This is a genomic window from Leeia aquatica (assembly GCF_012641365.1).
Classification (GTDB): Bacteria; Pseudomonadota; Gammaproteobacteria; order Burkholderiales; family Leeiaceae; genus Leeia; species Leeia aquatica.
The window spans coordinates 501137-518514 of sequence record NZ_JABAIM010000001.1 but is presented as its reverse complement, the minus strand read 5'-3'; the positions used below and the strand labels follow the sequence as shown (position 1 = coordinate 518514).

Below are 17378 nucleotides of genomic sequence, written 5' to 3'. Positions count from 1 at the left end.
GTGGTGAGTTGTAAGTGAGTGGAATGGATGTAAAAGCCGATGAATCTGAGGACACACCGAAAAGGCTGGCGGTTACTCAACTGATATTAATTGCCGCTTATAAATATCTTTTTTCCCAACAGAGTCCCAGTACTTCGAGGTCTCAACTTTGATTCGGGTTACAGAGGTGATGGTAAGACGCTGAACTTGCTCTGTGAGCCTTAGGGGGAACCTTATGGAGATCTTGCCATCGTCGGTTCGAAGATCGAGCCTGCCTGTATCTGTGATACCTGCCACGCGCCCCTCAATAACCTCTACATAGCGTTCTGGTTCACAAAATGTGTCTAACAATGAGCGAATACGCACTATCTCGCGTGGCTGCCCCTCCCAAAACAGCTTACCCCGAGGTGATTGCCACGTGAACTGTGCGGCTAGGCCGGCTCCATCTAATGCCTTCATGAATTCACTTAACTGTCGCGCAGATTTACCACCCACGGCGTCTACAGCATCATAAAATTCATCCTGATGAGAGTTTAGCAAGCGAAAAACTTGGGTAAGTGTGGTTTGAAGCAAGCTCTCCCCTGTTAGGTCGGGAAGCGCATTGCCAGTTACAAAAATACGCGTTGATCCATAGCCTATCCCTGCAAGCTTAAGGTTTAGAGCACTTACAACCTCTGCATCGACGCTGCGATTAGCATCATGTCCATACCTTAATCGATGAGCCGCAAGCTTCCAAGCCTTGGAAAGTGGACTCATGGCTTCAAGGAACCAATCGAGGGATATACTCCCATTTGCCCTTGGCCCAAGAAGGCGAAGATCTACCAGTTCTCCAACCTCTGCGGCTTCTAGAAGCAAGAGCTGATGCTGGGCATCTTCAGCTGCTTGTCGTTGATTTTTTGCAGTAAGTTGGAGAAGAAAATCGTCGGGTGCGGCTTGTGCTCGTTTCTCTGTGGCCGCTGCAAAGTCTTTCAGTGTCGCGGTATGCTCTCGCAGAAATTTGCTACTCATATGCCTATCTCCGCAAAGCCCTTAGCAGTACTTCTATCGTGGGCAAATCCCAGAACACCTCCCCAATATGCTTCACGGTTGAATTTCTGGTCATCAGTTGGGGCCTCAATATAGAGATCAATGTTATAGAGCTTGCCCACGATTGCTCTATCTAATAGATGAAAAGCTTCTGCTTTCTTTGCCTCGGTAAGGTCATCTGTGTTGTGAATCCAATGAGGACCCCAGAGGACACAGTCAATATCATTCGGGGCTGGTTTGCCTGTTAAAAATGATCCATCTAGCCACAGTGTACCGCTCAAACCTAGTATTTGTACCGCTTTGATCCAACTCACTAACTTGTCATATAGATCTTGGCGATGCCGACTTTGCTCAAATGGAGCCACAGCAAGGACGTGTAGTTCTCGAGTGGAAATTATGTGCTTCCCTGGGTTTAACAGTGCTGGGAAATCTGGTTTGATCATGTTTATGATGGTAGGTTGTAGGGTGGCTGGAGTACTTTGGGCAAGCTGTAGTATCCGGCGCATCCTCCACTTTGCATCATAGTTGGTCAATGGTGTCGTAGAATAAAAAAGCCTGTCCTATCGTACAGAGCGTTCGGGAAAGACACTCTTTAGCCACCTCCAGCAGCCAAGCATGCATACTCAATTTCAGAGCGGGTTGGTATTCCTGTAGAACAAAGTATAGATCAAGGGGGGCGAGCTGAAAATAAAAAAGCCCGACCAGAGGTCGGGCTTTGCAATCTTGGGGTGGATGATGGGACTCGAACCCACGACGACAGGAATCACAATCCTGGACTCTACCAACTGAGCTACATCCACCATTGTCCGACGCATCCGGCTTGTTACGCCGCCAGCGGCATCGAGAGGGCGAACTATACCGGCCTCCTGCCTTGGCGTCAAGCCTGCGCTGGCGGGTTTTTGTGGCCAAGCCAGGTGCGGCGGGCCAGCAGCAGGTCCTGCCAGCTCTTGGCCTTGTCCGGCAGGTTGCGCAGCAGGTAGGCCGGGTGGTAGCTGACGATTAGCGGTATCTGCTGATAGTGGTGTACCTTGCCGCGCAGGGCGGCGATGCTGCTCTCCGACTGCAGCAGGGTGTTGGCGGCAAAGCGGCCCAGTGCCAGAATCACGCGCGGCTGCAGCAGCTCCACCTGCCGCTGCAGGTACTGGCTGCAGGCCTGTACTTCGTCCGGCAGCGGGTCGCGGTTGGCGGGCGGGCGGCATTTCAGCACGTTGGCGATGTAGACGTTCTCGCCGCGTGTGAGCTGCAGCGCGGCCAGCATATTGTCCAGCAGTTGTCCGGCAGGGCCGACAAAGGGTTCGCCACGGCGGTCTTCCTCGGCACCGGGGGCTTCACCCACAATCAGCCATTCGGCCTTGCGGTCACCCACGCCAAACACGGTCTGGGTACGGCTTTGGCACAGGCCACAGGCGCGGCAATCGCGTACTTGCTCCGCCAGCGGTTCCCAGTCCAGATGCGCCCAGGCGGAGGGGGCAGCAACGGGCGCGGCGACCGTAGCTGCCGTGGCTTCGGCTGGGGCGGGCGGGCTGTCCTCCATCGGGCGGGCGCGGCCACGGGCGGCCGCCAGCGCCTCGGCCAGACCTCGAGCCGCAGCGTTGTTGAGCGGGCGGGCAGGGGCTGCCGGGGTAGTGGCTGGCGCTGCGATCTCTGCGACGGGCGCGGGTGTCGTCTGCAGGTGCGGTTCCGGTGTGGCGATGGGTTCCAGCTGTGGTGGGGCAGCTTTGGCCACTGCGGGCTGCAGCGCTGCGCTGCTGCCCTTTGGCAGCCATACCGGGCTCAGCTCCAGTACGCTTAGCAGCGCTGGGTCATGTGGGTTCATGCGGCCTCCAGCTGCAGCACCATGCAGTCGGCGTCTTCACGGCCACCGTGAATGGGGTAGTAGTTGCGGCGCACACCTGCCGACTGAAAGCCAAGCCGGGTGTAGAGGGCGCGGGCAGGCTGGTTGCTGGCGCGTACTTCCAGAAACACCTTGTGGATGCCTTCTGCCGCCAGTGTGGTGAGCAGGCTGCGCAGGAAGGTGCGCGCGATGCCTTGCCCTTGCTGGCTGGCGGCCACGGCGATGTTGAGCAGGCTGGCTTCGTCCAGCACCGGCTGGATGATGGCAAAGGCCAGCAGCTCGCCATCCTGCACATAGCCGTAGACGCGGTCGCCCAGCTCCAGCGAGCCCTGAAACTGGTTGCGGTTCCACGGCCAGGGGCCAGCTGCGGCGTCCAGCTCCACCAGCGCATCCAGATCATGCTGCCCCAGGCGCTGAATCTGCGGCGTGCTCATGCCTTTTCCCGCTCGCGGGTGGTGAGCGCCACTTTATCGCGCAGGTAGACCAGCCCGGCTTCCGCCGCCGGTACGGCTTCGCCGCGCTGAAAAGCCGCAGCGGCCAGCTGTGCCAGTTCACGTGCATGCGGCAGGCGCTGGGTATCCACCACCTGCAGTTGCGGCGCGCGGGCCTGCAAGCCGGGCTGCGCGGCAAAGCCGTTGCCGACGCCATGCCAGCCGTCCTCTTCTGGCAGCGGCAGTTGCTCCGGGTTGTACAGGCCATCGGGCAGTACGTTTTCCCAGCCTGAGGGAGTGCGACGGTAGCGGCCAGCGTAGAGCTGGTTCATGCGGGCGTCGAGGCAGGCCAGCACCTGATCGGCATCCACCGATGCCGCCAGCGCGGCGAGGGTGGAGAGGCCAATCAGCGGTTTATCCAGTGCGTAGCCCAAGCCTTGCGCCACACCACAGCCGATCCGCAGGCCGGTAAAGGAGCCGGGGCCGACCGGGTAGGCAATGGCATCCAGCTGCTGCGGGCTGCAACCGGCCTCAGCCAGCAATTGCTGGATCAGCGGCACGGTGAGTGAGGAATGCTGCTGCCCAGCCGGGCAGGCGTGGTCGAGCGTGGCTCCGTCCTGCCACAGGGCGAGCGAGAGCTGCTCAGTCGAGGTATCAATGGCCAGTATACGCATGGCCGCTATTGTACGGGAAAGCCCCGCGCCGTGGGGGCGGGGCTGCCCGTTGGACGCGGGGCAAGCGCTCAGATGAAGGCGACGGGGGAGTAGCGTTGCCCCAGCACCCGGCTGCTGTCGCTGTTCCACCAGCGGTCGATTACGCTGGCGTAGACGCTGCGGAAGTCGATCTGGTAGCGCAGGTTGCCGTTGTCCAGATCGTGCAGGCGCGGGCCTTCGCCGTGAAAACCACCCTTGACGCGGCCACCCAGCGCAAAGTGCGCATTGGCCATGCCGTGATCGGTGCCGCCACTTTCGTTTTCAGCCACCCGGCGGCCAAACTCGGCATAGGTGAGGATCAGGGTGTCGTTCCACTTGCCCATCGTCTGCAGGGCCTGGCTCAGGGCTGCAAGGCCATCGGCCAGTTCGCCCAACAGCCGGTCCTGGGTGGCCAGCTGATTGGTATGGGTGTCAAAGCTGCCCAGTGTCAGGCGGAAGGCGGCCACCTGGCTATTGCCGGCGATCAGCTGGGCCACGCGCTTGAGGTCGCTGCCGAAGCCGGTCTTGGGAAATTCGGTGTCCACCTTGCCGTAGTGCAGGCCGCGTGCGGCGGTGCCTATATCGGTTTCCACCTTCAGCAAATGCTCCAGCGCGCTGACCTGCTGGCCTGCCATGCCGTCTTCCATCATGCCGCCTTCCAGCTTGCGGCTGCCGAGCACCACGGTGCGCGAGCGCCCCAGCAGCGGGCCAAGGGTCTGGCTGCCGAGAATGGCCGCATCGGCTGCGTAGCTGGCGGGTACCCGCTCGCTGCTGAATTGGCGGGTCAGCCAGCCATCGGGCAGGTAGCTCTGGCTATCGCTGGCGGTATCCCAGATTTCAATGGAGCGAAAGTGGGACTGATTGGGCTGCGGGTAGCCCACATTGTGCAGGATGGCCAGTTGCTGCTGCTGCCAGAAAGGCATCAGCGGCTGCAGTTTCGGGTGCAGGCCCAGCTGCCCGTTCAGCTGCAGGATCTGGTCACGCGGCAGGGCCAGCTTGGGGCGCAGCCTGGCGTACAGCGGGTCGGCATAGGGCACCACGGTATTGAGGCCGTCGTTGCCGCCTTTGAGTTCAATCAGAATCAGCGGCTTGCGGTAGTCCTTGCCATCCCGGGCCCAGGCCGTACCCGGCAGGGTGGAGAGCAGGGCGCTGGCAGACAGGGCTTGCAGAAAGTGTCGGCGTTGCATGTGGGGCTCCTTGTTACTTCAGCTGGTAGGCTGGGCTCAGCACCAGCTGCAGCAGCCAGTCTTCATTCATCGGCTCGGTATTGTCTTTCATGCCGCTGGCCGGTAGTGGCAGCAGCGTGAGTTGCACCTGCTGTCGCCCTGTCGGGCTGTCCGGAAACTGGCGCAGCCATTGCTGACCATTGATGTCGATGCGGCTGAGCGCCCGGGTCAGCACCTGGGTCTGACGTTCACCCTTGCTCATCTCGCCCTTGCTCATGGGGGCGTCCGCCATTTGTGGGGCGGGCATCGGCAGGTCTCTGCCTCGGAAAACCTGGTCGAGGAACTGACGGCGGGCCTGTAGGGTGGCGGTATTGATCCAGTCATTGCCGCCGGGCCAGCCCTTGACGTTGGGCGGGTTGAACAACTCTTGCCCCATGCCGCCGGCGGCACGCACCAGGGCCTGACTGCCGGAGAGATGTGGCTGGAACTGACGCAGGGTCCCCACCACCAGCTCAACCGGTGATTTCACCAGCGTGCCACGGTTTTTCGGGTCCCAGAACGCCGGGCTGAGCAGCATGCGCCGCAGCAGGGGCTTCATCTCCAGCTGATCCTGGCGGAATTGTTGTGCCAGCCGCTGCACTTCTCTCTCGTCCGGGCTGGGGGAGACAAACTCGCGCCACAGGCGACGGGTGACGTATTCTGCGGTGGCCGGTTGTTGCAAGATGCGGTCGATAAACGTATCCGGGTCATAGCGGCCACGCTGGCCAAACAGGGTTTTCTCGCCGCTGTCGTGCCGTTTGGGGGCAAAGATGGCTTCGCCAGTGTCCGGGTTGAGGGTGAGCCCGGTCAATGCGCGTGCGCCTTCACGGATGTCTTGCTCGGTGTAATGACCTTCACCCAGCGCAAACAGCTCCATCACCTCGCGGGCATAGTTTTCGTTGGGCTGTTCCTTCTTGCTACGGGCATTGTCCAGGTAGACCAGCATGGCGGGGTCGCGCGTGACCGCATGCAGCAGGGTGCCGAAGTTGCCCAGCGCGTGTTGCCGCAGCAACAGGTTTTGCTTGTAGATCAGTACCGGCTCTTTCACCTTGTCCAGGCTGGAGGTGAAGTGGTTGTGCCACAGCAAGGTCAGGCGCTCGGTGAGCGGGGAACGGGTGGTCAGCATTTCGCCCAGCCACCAGTCCTGCAATTGTGCACCTTGCTGCCGCAAGGTACGACGGAAGTCCCGCTTGGCGTCTTCACTCAGCGACTTGATGGCTGAGGGCGGGGTATACTGCACAATCTCGGCAGGCGGCTCGGTTTCAGGGCGGGTCTGCACACTGCTCAGCAGGCGATCTACCCCTTCTTCCCGGCTGAGCAGCGCGTACTGCTGAATGGCCCGGTAATCCGGGCTGAAACCGGTGCGGTTGAGCAGATGGCGCGCTTCGTCTTCGCCCATGCCTTTGGCGAGCAGCACGCCAGCGTGCAGGCCAAGCAGCAGGGGCAGGGTTCGCAGAACAGCTTGCATGGTAAGGGCTCCATTTCAGGGTGATCTCACTGTAGCACTGCCACCATGCAGAAAGCATGTCCATGATTGCTACAGACGTATCAGCCTGTGACGGGCGGTAAAAAATTGTAATCCGCACCCCGTACGGTGCAAGAAGGACGAGACGAATGGTCAAGGCCAAGGTGCAGTATGTGTGCAATGCCTGTGGTGGCAGTTCGCCCAAGTGGCAGGGGCAGTGCCCGCATTGCAACAGCTGGAACAGTTTGCAGGAAACCGCTGTAGAGACGCGCGGCAGCCGTTTTCAGGGGCTGGCTGCGGCCAGTCAGCTGCTGCCGCTGGAGCAGGTGGAGGCTCAGGATGTGCCGCGCCGGCCCACCGGCATTGGTGAGTTTGACCGCGTGCTGGGCGGCGGGTTGGTGGAGGGGGGCGTGGTGCTGCTGGGCGGCGACCCCGGCATTGGCAAGTCCACCTTGTTGCTGCAGGCGCTCAGTGCCGTGGCCGACCAGATGCGGGTGGTGTACGTCAGCGGTGAAGAGTCGGCCCAGCAGGTGGCGCTGCGCGCCAAGCGGCTGGCGCTGCCGTCGAAGGGCATTCAGCTGCTGGCGGAAATCCAGCTGGAGCGCATTCTGGCCACGCTGGAGGCCCACAAGCCCCATCTGGCCGTGATTGACTCGATCCAGACCGTCTACTCGGACAGCCTCAATTCCGCTCCCGGCAGCGTGGCCCAGGTGCGGGAATGCTCGGCACAGCTTACCCGCTATGCCAAGCAAAGCGGCACCACGCTGGTGCTGGTCGGACACGTGACCAAGGAGGGAGCACTGGCGGGTCCCCGGGTGCTGGAGCATATTGTTGATACCGTACTGTATTTTGAAGGCGACACCCATTCCAGCTTCCGGCTGGTACGCGCCTTCAAGAACCGCTTTGGTGCGGTCAACGAACTGGGCGTGTTTGCCATGACCGAACGCGGGCTGCGCGGGGTGAGCAATCCCTCGGCGCTGTTCCTCTCGGGCCATGCCGAGCCGGTGGCAGGCAGCTGCGTGCTGGTGACACAGGAAGGCACGCGCCCGCTGCTGGTGGAAGTGCAGGCGCTGGTGGACGATGCCCACGCCTTGAACCCGAAACGACTGGCCAATGGTATGGAACAGAACCGTTTGGCCTTGCTGTTGGCGGTATTGCATCGGCATACTGGGCTGGCTTTGTTCGACCAAGATGTGTTCCTCAATGCCGTGGGTGGGGTGCGCATCAGCGAGCCGGCTGCCGATCTGGCCATCTTGCTGGCCGTGGTGTCGTCCTACAAGAATAAGCCGCTGCGGGACAAACTGGTGGTGTTTGGTGAAGTGGGGCTGGCGGGGGAGATACGGCCGGTACAGCGCGGGCAGGAGCGTTTACGCGAGGCTGCCAAGCTGGGCTTTACCCATGCCATTGTCCCTGCGGCCAATGCCCCCAAGCAGGCGATTGAGGGCATGACGGTGCTCTCAATCGCCCGTCTGGAGCAGGCATTGCAACATGCCTTTGATTGAACCTGAACAGGAGTCCCGCATGTGGCAGGCGCAGCAGGTCTGGTTGTTGCAAGGGGAGGTGGGCGCACAGGCCAGCCTGCCGCGCATGCTGCAACGTTTTGGCTGCCGGGTGCACCTGTCCCGGCTGGCTGAACCCCAGACCGCATCCCCGGCTTGTGACCTGATCCTGCTGGATGCCCCCCCTGACGGCGAGGGCGTGCTGGCCATGCTGCAGATGCTGGCCGTGTTGTGCCCGCAACCACACCGTATGGTATTGCAAGCCACTTCGGGGTTTCCGTCGGAGGCGGCCTGCCTGCAAGCAGGGGCACAGCGCGTTTGGCCCAAGCCGCTGGACATGGCAACGCTGGAATCGGTGCTGACCTTGCCCTATGCGCCCTTGCCGCTGGCGAACGAGACCGCAGCAACCCCTGTTTCTCCCATGCAGCAGGCCATCGAGCAACAAGTGTTGCAGCTGGGTGTACCGCTGCAGCTGGTGCAGGAAGCGGCGCGCCTGCTATTGGCTCAGCTGCCCGAGCGGCTGGCGGCCTTGCAACTGAGCGTGCGGGAGCGGGATTACATCGTCACCCAGCAGCGTGCGCATAGCCTCAAAGGCGCTTTGGGCAACTTTATTGCCGTGTCGCCCTATGAGCCCTGCCGCCAGATTGACCTGCTGACCAAGGCCAAAGGCGACTGGCCTGCCATTGAAGCGCACTTGGCGATTCTGCTGCAGGATTATCCGGTGTTTGCGGACACGCTGACTCAGATGCTGGATGCATTACCTTCCAGCCCGGTGGGCGCGGGCTGATTGTCACGCGGTACCCGGTTGAGCTGCCAGTGGGTTATTGCCCACTGCTGCAGGGTTGCCACCTCGGCCCCTAGCAGGGCTTCTGGCGGGTGTTGCCCCAGAAACTGCAAGGCCAGCCACCATAGCTGCGGCGCGTGCGCGGCATCCACCGGCAGTGCCAGATTCTGCTTGCTCAACTTTTGCCCTTGCTGGCTCAATGCCAGCGGCAGATGGGCATAGTGCGGCGTGGGCCGGTGCAGTAATTGTTGCAGCCAGATTTGCCGTGGCGTGGAGTGCAGCAGGTCCACCCCGCGAATGACCTCGGTGATGCCCTGCTCGGCATCATCCACCACCACTGCCAGCTGATAGGCAAACAGGCCATCGGCCCGGCGCAGGATGAAATCCCCCAGATCGCGGTGCAGATTGTATTGCAGGTGGCCGCGAATGCGGTCGCGGAAGTGGATGGGACTGTCCAGCGTGCGGACGCGCCAGCCGCGCAACTCGTCACCGCGCATGCCGTTGCGGCAGGTATCCGGATAGACCGGACCTTCCACCCCAGCGTGTGCCAGTGAGGCAACATCCTTGCGCGAACAGCCACAGGGGTAAACCCAGCCTGCGGTTTCCAGTTGCTGCAGGGCGGCCAGGTAGTGCTCGTGACGACGGCTTTGCCACATCACTTCGCCATCCCAATGCAGGCCTAGCGCCTCCAGGGTGTGCAGGATGTGCTCGGCAGCGCCGGGCTGCTCGCGCGGCGGGTCGAGATCTTCCATGCGGACCAGCCAGCGCCCGCCGTGCTGCCGGGCATCCAGATAACTGGCGATTGCCGCCAGTACCGATCCGAAGTGCAGCAGACCGGTCGGCGAGGGGGCAAAGCGGCCAACATAGGGCGGGCTGCTCATGGTGCGGCTCAGAGGGCAGCCAGGCCCAGATCGTTGCCCGGGTCACGTTGGCCCGTCTGCAGGCGCCACAAACTGGCATAGCTGCCATTGGCTGCCACCAGCTGGTCATGGGTGCCGTGCTCGACGATACGGCCTTGCTCCAGCACATAGATGCAATGGGCGTTGCGAATGGTGGAGAGGCGGTGCGCAATCATCAGCGTGGTACGCCCCACCACCAGATGATCCAGCGAGCGCTGGATGGCGGCTTCGGTCTCGTTGTCCACCGCCGAGGTGGCCTCGTCCAGCACCAGAATCGGCGGGTCTTTCAACACCGCCCGCGCCAGTGCGATGCGCTGACGCTGTCCACCGGAGAGCTTTTGCCCGCGCTCACCCACCCGGGTATCGTAGCCTTGCGGCAACTGGCTGATGAAGGCATGTGCTTCGGCAGCCTGGGCGGCGGCGATGATCTGCTCGCGGCTGGCCTCCGGCAAGCCGTAGGCAATGTTCTCGGCTACCGTGCCATCGGTGAGAAAGGTGTCCTGGCTGACGTAACCGATGGCGCGGCGCAGGCCTTGCAGGTCCAGCTGCTGGATGTCCTGCCCGTCGAGGGTGATGCGGCCTTGTTGGGCGGTATAAAAGCGCAGCAACAGCTTGATCAGTGTGCTCTTGCCGGAGCCGGTGCTGCCGACAAACGCCACCGTCTGCCCGGCGGGAACCGTTACCTCTACGCCATCCAGTACCGCTTGTTCGCCATAGGCGAAATGCAGGCCTTCAAACTGCAGCTGGCCTTTGACCGTACCCCGCGACAGGGTTTGCCCACCATAGGGGATGTGCAGCGGCGTCTCCAGCAGGTTCAGCACCCGCTGCGTCGAGGCCATTGAACGTTGATAGAGATCGGTGATTTCGGCGAGGCCGGTCAACGGCCATAGCAGGCGCTGGGTGAGGAACACCAGCACGCTGTAGCCGCCTACGGCCAGCTCCCCGCTCAAGGTCAGCATGCCGCCATAAACCAGGGTTGCCACAAAGCCGGACAGGATGGCCATGCGGATCACCGGGGTGATGGCCGAGGAAAAGCGGATCGCTGCCCGGTTGTGCTCGCGATAGATGTTGCTGGCGGCCTCAATGTGCTCGGCCTCACGCTCTTCGGCGGCAAAGCTCTTGATGGTGGCAATGCCCAGCAGGTTGTTGTTCAGCCGGCCATTCAACACCCCGGCGGCTTCTCGCACTACGGCATAACGCGGCTCCAGCCGACGCTGGAACCAGAAGGCACCGTAGAGAATCAGCGGCACCGGCAGCAGCGCGATCAGCGCAATCTTGGGTGCCAGTACGAAGAACACCGCGCTGACCAGGATGGAGGAGCAAAATACCTGGATGATGGCGTTGATGCCGCCATTGAGGAAGCGCTCCATCTGGTTGATGTCATCATTTAGGATGCCCAGCAGTTTGCCGGTGCTCTGATTCTCAAAGTAATTCATGTCCAGCTGCTGAACATGGCGGTAGGCATCCATGCGCAAGCCATGCTGGATGGTCTGCGCCAGGTTGCGCCACTTAACCTCATACAGATACTGGAACAGCGACTCGCCCCCCCAGATCAACACGGTCAGCAGGCCCAGCAGCAGCAACTGCATGCTGACACTGCTCAGCCCCATGCGGGCGAGGAAGGAATCCTGCCGGTTGACCACCACATCCACCGCCACCCCGATCAGCACTTCCGGCAGCACATCAAAAAATTTGTTGAGGATGGAGTAGGTGGTGCCCAGCACGATGTCACGACGGTGCGGGCGGGTATATTGCAACAGACGGCGTAATGGAGAAGTCATGGGAAATGGCGGGGCAGTCAGCAAGGCGACAGTGTACTCCCGCTGGGCGGGCTCGCGTCAAATGCGTGCCTGACCGGGATAGTACGGAGTGTCATGTAACCCTGATGACTTTACAATCCGGGGTTATATGCGAACAGGCATTTTTTTCTAAGCGCAGGTCGCCGCAAACGGCGTGCCTGCAGTAGAATAAACCCTCTTTTGACTAGTTGATTCTGCATCGGAAACAGGCAATGGCGCTCATCGTACAGAAATACGGCGGAACCTCGGTTGGTACGCCGGAACGAATCAAGAACGTCGCCAAGCGGGTCGCCCGGTTCAAGCAAGCCGGACACCAGCTGGTGGTGGTGGTCTCCGCCATGAGCGGCGAAACCAACCGCCTGATTGCCCTCGCCAAGGAAGTGCAGGCCAGCCCGGACCCGCGTGAACTGGATGTGATGGTCTCCACTGGAGAGCAAGTCACCATCGCGCTGCTGGCCATGGCCCTGCAAGACCTCGGATACAAAGCCAAAAGCTACACCGGCGGGCAGGTGTGCATTCGTACCGACGATGCCTATACCAAGGCACGTATTGAACATATTGACACCGAGCGCATGCGCTCGGATCTCGACAACGACACCATCGTGATCGTGGCGGGCTTCCAGGGCATGGACCCCGGCGGCAACATCACCACGCTGGGCCGGGGCGGCTCGGACACCACCGGTGTGGCACTGGCGGCTGCACTCAAGGCAGACGAGTGCCAGATCTATACCGACGTGGACGGGGTATACACCACCGATCCGCGCATCGTACCGGAAGCCAAACGGCTGCCGACCGTCACCTTTGAAGAGATGCTGGAAATGGCCAGCCTCGGCTCCAAGGTGCTGCAAATCCGCTCGGTAGAATTTGCCGGCAAATACAAGGTCAAGCTGCGTGTGTTGTCCAGCTTCATGGACGACCCGGGCGAAGGTACCCTGATTACGTTTGAGGAAGAAGACTCCATGGAAAAACCGATCGTCTCCGGCATCGCCTTCAACCGCGACGAAGCCAAGATTACCGTGCGCGGTGTACCGGACAAGCCGGGCATTGCCTTCCAGATCCTCGGCCCGGTAGCGGATGCCAATGTGGATGTGGACATGATCATCCAGAACATCAGCCACGACGGCACTACGGACTTCTCCTTTACCGTGCACCGTAATGACTTCCAGAAGGCCAAGGCCATCCTGGAAGAGAGCCTCTCCCACATCGGTGGCGCCAGCGTGACCGGCTCGGCAGACATCGCCAAGGTGTCAGTGGTGGGTATCGGCATGCGTTCCCACGCCGGTGTTGCCAGCACCATGTTCCGCGCACTGGCAGAAGAGGGCATCAACATCCAGATGATCACCACCTCCGAGATCAAGATTTCCGTCGGCATCGACGAGAAATATATGGAGCTGGCGGTACGTGTGCTGCACAAGGCCTTCGAGCTGGACAAGGAAACCCAGCCGCTGGCGTAAGCAAGCTGGCGCTGTGGATAAACAAAAAGGCCCGAAAGGGCCTTTTTGCATGGGGGTGCTCAGGTTGAATCTGTTCAATCGGAATTAACATGCGGACGCCTTGGCGTTCATGGGTGTGATCCAAGGCCCAGCCCTTGCGATGGTAACCAAGTGTTCAGTCAAGTTCTGCCCTGTCCTGCAGCCTTGATTAGATCCAATGCTTCGGCAGCCCCCTCAACCCCTTCAGCAATAGCCTGTTTTACTAATGCTAGGCCCTGTGCTTCATCTTTAGGTACGCCGAGTGAGCCGTAAAACAGATTCAGGCCATGAGTTAGTTTTGCTTTTGGATATCCGCTATCCGAAGCGCTCTTGTACAAACCAGACGCTCTAATGATGTCTTGCTCGACAAGGTCTCCCATTTCAAAGCAAACGCCAAGTGCATAAGTTGCTGGAGCATATCCTCGCTCCGAAGCTTGTTGTAAAAGCTTAAAGCTGCGGAGCTCAAATTCATCGTCGGTCTCTAGCCTTGAAATACTAAACTGCGCATACAAAAACATCGCCTCTGGCCTGCCTTCTGCGAGTAAGGGCAGTAACAAATCATAGGCTGCTTGACAGCCTCCTGCCTCTATCAAATCTTCAGCTCGCCTAATGACCTCGTGTGCTTTTAGATCATCCATGTGGAATCCCTGTCTCCATTGGGGGCAGTGCATCGACACTAAACATGATGCGTGGACTTCACCCCTAAGAAAAGTCTGTGCCATGTAGGTGGCGGGGCGTTCACGACCGATCAGTAGCGGTAACTTTTTTTTGGCAGATATTCATCCGGGACCTAGCAGCTACTGTTTCGCCTCGTCATCCCATTTGCGCAGTTGTGTCAGCTTCTCGCTGATCTTGCTCTCCAGCCCGCGCGGGGTGGGCTGGTACCAGTGTGGAGCGGGCATATCGTCCGGCAGGTAGGTTTCGCCTGCGGCGTAGGCATGGGGCTCGTCGTGGGCGTAGCGGTAGGCGTGGCCGTAGCCGAGTTCTTTCATCAGCTTGGTCGGTGCATTGCGCAGGTGTACCGGCACGCTGCGGCTCTTGTCCTGTTTGACAAAGGCCTTGGCCTGGTTGTAGGCCATATAGCCAGCATTGCTTTTGGCAGCCACGGCGAGATAGATCACCGCTTGTGCCAAGGCCAGTTCGCCTTCGGGGGAGCCCAGCCGCTCGTAGGTCAGCGCGGCGTCGTTGGCGATCTGCATGGCGCGCGGGTCGGCCAGGCCGATGTCCTCCCACGCCATGCGGATGATGCGGCGGGCGAGGTAGAGCGGGTCGGCGCCGCCATCGAGCATGCGGCACAGCCAGTACAGCGCACCATCCGGGCTGGAGCCGCGTACGGACTTGTGCAGGGCGGAAATCTGGTCGTAGAACTGGTCGCCACCCTTGTCAAACCGGCGGGCATTGAGGGTGAGGGCTTCTTGCAGGAAGGCGCTGTCCACCTGCTCGATGCCGGAGGTCCGCGCCGCCGTGCGGCATTGCTCCAGCAGATTGAGGAAGCGGCGGGCGTCGCCATCGGCGTAGCCGACCAGGGTATCCAGCGCGGCATCGTCCAGTTGCAGATCGCTCACAGCGCTATGCTGTGCCCGTTGCCACAGTTGCTTCAGCTCTTCGTCGCTCAAGGGTTGCAGTACGTAGACCTGGGCGCGGGAGAGCAGGGCGGCGTTGACCTCAAACGAGGGGTTCTCGGTGGTGGCACCGATAAAGGTGATCAGCCCGGATTCGGCGTAGGGCAGCAGCGCATCCTGCTGCGATTTGTTGAAGCGGTGAATTTCATCGACAAACAGGATGGTGTGCCGGCCTTGCTGCAGGTTGTGCTCGGCTTGCTCCATCGCCGCACGGATGTCCTTCACACCGGAGAACACCGCAGAAAGTGCAATGAAGGCACAGTCGAAGCTCTGCGCGGTCAAGCGGGCCAGGGTGGTTTTGCCCACGCCGGGTGGCCCCCACAGGATCATGGAGTGCGGTTTGCCGGATTGAAACGCCAGCCGCAAGGGTTTGCCTTCCCCCAGCAGGTGGCGCTGACCGATTACCTCATCAATATGCTGCGGGCGCAGTGCCTCGGCCAGCGGTGGGGGCGGTGTCTGGCTGAACAGGTCTCCAGTCATCTCAGCCCTTGTCCTTGATGACGTCGGCCCCCTTGGGTGGGGTGAACTCAAAGCGTTTGGGGTCCAGCTTGGGGTTGCGCTGGATCTGGCTGAAGTCGACCGTGGTGGTCTGGCCGAACTGGTCTTGCATCACCATGCGCTTGAGCTGGTTCTCGGTAAAGCCCAGCTCAATCTGCTTGAAGGTGCTTTCTGCATCCTTGGGGGTGGCAATCACCCACTCCAGGCCATCATGACTACCCGCCGCTTTGAGGCTGAACCCCTTTTCCAGCTCATTGGAGCCTGCCAGCAGGGCGGCTGGGGTGTCGCCAATGGCGCGGGTGAGGTTGCGCTCGGTGACCTGCTCCAGATCGGGGTCGTACACCCAGACTTTTTTGGCATCGCTGACAATCAGCTGCGGGAAGGGCTTGAGGTATTCCCAGCGGAATTTGCCGGGGCGCTGCAGCTCGAAGGTGCCACTGGATTGCTGGCGTTTTTGCTTGCCAACTACCGTCTGGGTGAATACGGCACTGGCGGATTGCCCCCCATCCAGAAACGCTTTCAGCTGGCTCATGCCATCGGCGGCGGCTACACCGGCCAATAACGGTAGGATCAAGGCGAGGCGGGACAACAGTTTCATGGATAAGGTGCTCATGTCGGTGAAATCAGGCTGCGCAGGCAGCCGCTGTCTATTGTTTCATGGATGGGGCTTGTGCCATAGGGGATTGCGCAAGATTACAGCGGCGGGCAGGGCTGGAAGCGGTCAAACACATAGTGAGTGCGCTGCCCGTAACGATTGACGGTTACCATCTGGCGTACCTGTTGCTCGGCCAAGCCTAATTCAATACGTCGGAAGGGACTATGCGCCTGACGCGGAAGGGCGAGGACCCATTCCAGCCCGTCGTGTGCCTTGGCGGCGGTCAAGGTGAATGCCTGCTGCAGCTTGTCCGGGTTGGCCAGATAGGCTTCGGGGAAGCTGCCTAGGGCGCTTTCCAGTGGCCAGCGTTCCATCTTGTTACGCCGCCCGTCACCCCCCATGATGTCCTGCGGATTACCCACATACATCAGCCAGTTGGGTTGGCGGTATTCCATACGGAATAGGCCGGGGCGCTGCAGCAGAAAGTCCCCCTCCATGCGGTGCTCGCCAAACAGGCTGCTGACTTCCGGCCCCAGGCCTTTCTCGGCCACCGCCTTGGTGAAGCGGGCGCGCATGGGGGTGGTATCGGTGAGCCAGGCGTTCAACTGATCGAGACCATCGGCCAAGGTCATGCCTGACAGCAAGGTGAGGCTCAAAGCCAGGTGATGCAGGGCGCGCACGGTACACTCCAGCAGTCAAAGTCAGGTTCAGAGTCGGGTCCAGCCATATTGTTCCTTGCAGTCTGGACAGAAGCTGAACCCGATAACAAAAAACCCCGCCGCAGCGGGGTTTTTTGCAGACAGTCCAGACTTAGTTGGACTTGACTTCGCGCTGCACGGCGATTTCCACCACCACGCGACGGTCCGGCTGCAGGCAGCTGGACAGGGCGGAGCCCTTCTTGCCCTTGCAGTCGCCAGCGTGGGTAACCGGCTCGGATTCACCCTTGCCTTCGGCTTGAACGCGGTTAGCCGCGATGCCCTTGGAGACCAGGTAGCCCTTCACGGAATCAGCACGCTTTTGCGACAGGGTCATGTTGGCCTTGTCGGAACCACGGTAGTCGGCGTGGCCGGTCACCAGGATCAGTTCCACTTCCGGGAACTTCTGCAGGTTGCTGACCAGATCATCCAGCGAAGCCTTGCCTTCCGGCTTGATCACGGCCTTGTTGGTGTCGAACAAGGTTTCAGCAGACAGCATCACCTTTTCGAAGGCCGGCTTTTGCGGGCCGCTCGGCTGGGCAACCGGCTTCACTTCCGGTTTCACTTCAGCCTTCGGTGCGTCTTTCTTCGGAGCAGCGCCGCCGCAACCCCAGATCTCCTTGGCCGGAGTCCAGGAGCCCGTGCGCCAGCACTCGTCATAGGCGTTGCGCACCACCTTGCCACGGGTGTCGGTCAGGTAGGCGTCACCCGAATACGGGTCGCTGTCATGTGCCATGCTGCTGACCGAAACGCCCATGGTCATCACGGCGGCAGCCAACATCAGGCTCAGTTTGCTTTTTTTCATCACAGGTGTACTCCCATCTCAGCTAAGTCAATTGCGGCTGGCGTTTAACGACTGCCTACAGGGCAGCTGCCAGTAAAT

Annotated in this window: 17 protein-coding genes and 1 tRNA gene; 3 read left to right on the top strand and 15 right to left on the bottom strand. The window is 60.7% G+C overall.

Going from position 1 to position 17378, the window contains the following annotated elements:
- Nucleotides 1-72: 72 nt before the first annotated feature.
- From HF682_RS02390 to HF682_RS02355, 8 genes are all read right to left on the bottom strand, one after another.
- Nucleotides 73-987, bottom strand: a complete 915-nt coding sequence (locus HF682_RS02390) for a biotin protein ligase-related protein (protein ID WP_168875654.1) — start codon at nucleotides 985-987, stop codon at nucleotides 73-75.
- Nucleotides 984-1448, bottom strand: coding sequence for a DUF6932 family protein (locus tag HF682_RS02385; protein ID WP_373282858.1), 465 nt, complete (start codon nucleotides 1446-1448; stop codon nucleotides 984-986). Before HF682_RS02385 ends, HF682_RS02390 begins: the two co-directional genes overlap by 4 nt.
- A gap of 281 nt (nucleotides 1449-1729) precedes the next feature.
- Nucleotides 1730-1805, bottom strand: a tRNA-His gene (locus HF682_RS02380).
- A gap of 77 nt (nucleotides 1806-1882) precedes the next feature.
- On the bottom strand, nucleotides 1883-2821 hold the full coding sequence (locus tag HF682_RS02375) for a uracil-DNA glycosylase (protein WP_168875652.1): 939 nt from the start codon (nucleotides 2819-2821) through the stop codon (nucleotides 1883-1885).
- Nucleotides 2818-3273, bottom strand: coding sequence for a ribosomal protein S18-alanine N-acetyltransferase (gene rimI, locus HF682_RS02370; protein ID WP_168875651.1), 456 nt, complete (start codon nucleotides 3271-3273; stop codon nucleotides 2818-2820). Before rimI ends, HF682_RS02375 begins: the two co-directional genes overlap by 4 nt.
- Nucleotides 3270-3944: a tRNA (adenosine(37)-N6)-threonylcarbamoyltransferase complex dimerization subunit type 1 TsaB gene (tsaB, locus tag HF682_RS02365; RefSeq protein WP_168875650.1), complete on the bottom strand. Its 675-nt coding sequence runs from the start codon at nucleotides 3942-3944 to the stop codon at nucleotides 3270-3272. The genes rimI and tsaB overlap by 4 nt, the downstream gene beginning before the upstream one ends.
- Before the next feature lie 68 nt (nucleotides 3945-4012).
- Nucleotides 4013-5149 carry a DUF1501 domain-containing protein gene (locus HF682_RS02360; protein ID WP_168875649.1) on the bottom strand — a complete coding sequence of 379 codons (1137 nt, stop codon included), beginning with the start codon at nucleotides 5147-5149 and terminating at the stop codon, nucleotides 4013-4015.
- A gap of 13 nt (nucleotides 5150-5162) precedes the next feature.
- Nucleotides 5163-6635, bottom strand: a complete 1473-nt coding sequence (locus HF682_RS02355; RefSeq protein ID WP_168875648.1) for a DUF1800 domain-containing protein — start codon at nucleotides 6633-6635, stop codon at nucleotides 5163-5165.
- 146 nt (nucleotides 6636-6781) lie between these two features.
- Between HF682_RS02355 and radA the strand changes: the two genes are divergently transcribed.
- Together radA and HF682_RS02345 are read left to right on the top strand one after the other, a co-directional pair.
- Entirely contained in the window at nucleotides 6782-8134 is a 1353-nt protein-coding gene (gene radA, locus HF682_RS02350) for a DNA repair protein RadA (RefSeq protein ID WP_168875647.1), read from the top strand.
- Nucleotides 8121-8918, top strand: coding sequence for an Hpt domain-containing protein (locus tag HF682_RS02345; RefSeq protein WP_168875646.1), 798 nt, complete (start codon nucleotides 8121-8123; stop codon nucleotides 8916-8918). Before radA ends, HF682_RS02345 begins: the two co-directional genes overlap by 14 nt.
- On the opposite strand, the gene gluQRS is transcribed toward HF682_RS02345, so the two are convergent.
- Nucleotides 8873-9796 (bottom strand): tRNA glutamyl-Q(34) synthetase GluQRS, encoded by a 924-nt coding sequence (gene gluQRS / locus HF682_RS02340; RefSeq protein ID WP_168875645.1) that lies wholly within the window; start codon nucleotides 9794-9796, stop codon nucleotides 8873-8875. The two genes, HF682_RS02345 and gluQRS, sit on opposite strands and share 46 nt — an antisense overlap.
- Nucleotides 9797-9804: 8 nt before the next feature.
- A complete protein-coding gene (locus tag HF682_RS02335; RefSeq protein ID WP_168875644.1) occupies nucleotides 9805-11595 on the bottom strand; it encodes an ABC transporter ATP-binding protein in 1791 nt (596 codons plus the stop codon).
- Nucleotides 11596-11825: 230 nt separating this feature from the next.
- Between HF682_RS02335 and HF682_RS02330 the strand changes: the two genes are divergently transcribed.
- Nucleotides 11826-13067, top strand: a complete 1242-nt coding sequence (locus HF682_RS02330) for an aspartate kinase (RefSeq protein ID WP_168875643.1) — start codon at nucleotides 11826-11828, stop codon at nucleotides 13065-13067.
- A gap of 158 nt (nucleotides 13068-13225) precedes the next feature.
- Here the strand turns inward: HF682_RS02330 and HF682_RS02325 are convergent, their stop codons facing one another.
- The 5 genes from HF682_RS02325 to HF682_RS02305 form a co-directional block, all read right to left on the bottom strand.
- Nucleotides 13226-13723 carry a tetratricopeptide repeat protein gene (locus HF682_RS02325; RefSeq protein ID WP_168875642.1) on the bottom strand — a complete coding sequence of 166 codons (498 nt, stop codon included), beginning with the start codon at nucleotides 13721-13723 and terminating at the stop codon, nucleotides 13226-13228.
- A 159-nt stretch (nucleotides 13724-13882) separates the two neighbouring features.
- Nucleotides 13883-15187: a replication-associated recombination protein A gene (locus HF682_RS02320; RefSeq protein WP_168875641.1), complete on the bottom strand. Its 1305-nt coding sequence runs from the start codon at nucleotides 15185-15187 to the stop codon at nucleotides 13883-13885.
- A gap of 1 nt (nucleotide 15188) precedes the next feature.
- Complete coding sequence (lolA, locus tag HF682_RS02315) at nucleotides 15189-15803, bottom strand: outer membrane lipoprotein periplasmic chaperone LolA (protein ID WP_205881868.1); 615 nt, start codon at nucleotides 15801-15803, stop codon at nucleotides 15189-15191.
- Nucleotides 15804-15898: 95 nt separating this feature from the next.
- A complete protein-coding gene (locus HF682_RS02310; RefSeq protein WP_168875639.1) occupies nucleotides 15899-16480 on the bottom strand; it encodes an outer membrane lipoprotein carrier protein LolA in 582 nt (193 codons plus the stop codon).
- A 130-nt stretch (nucleotides 16481-16610) separates the two neighbouring features.
- Nucleotides 16611-17300 (bottom strand): OmpA family protein, encoded by a 690-nt coding sequence (locus HF682_RS02305; protein ID WP_205881867.1) that lies wholly within the window; start codon nucleotides 17298-17300, stop codon nucleotides 16611-16613.
- Between the last annotated feature and the right edge of the window lie 78 nt (nucleotides 17301-17378).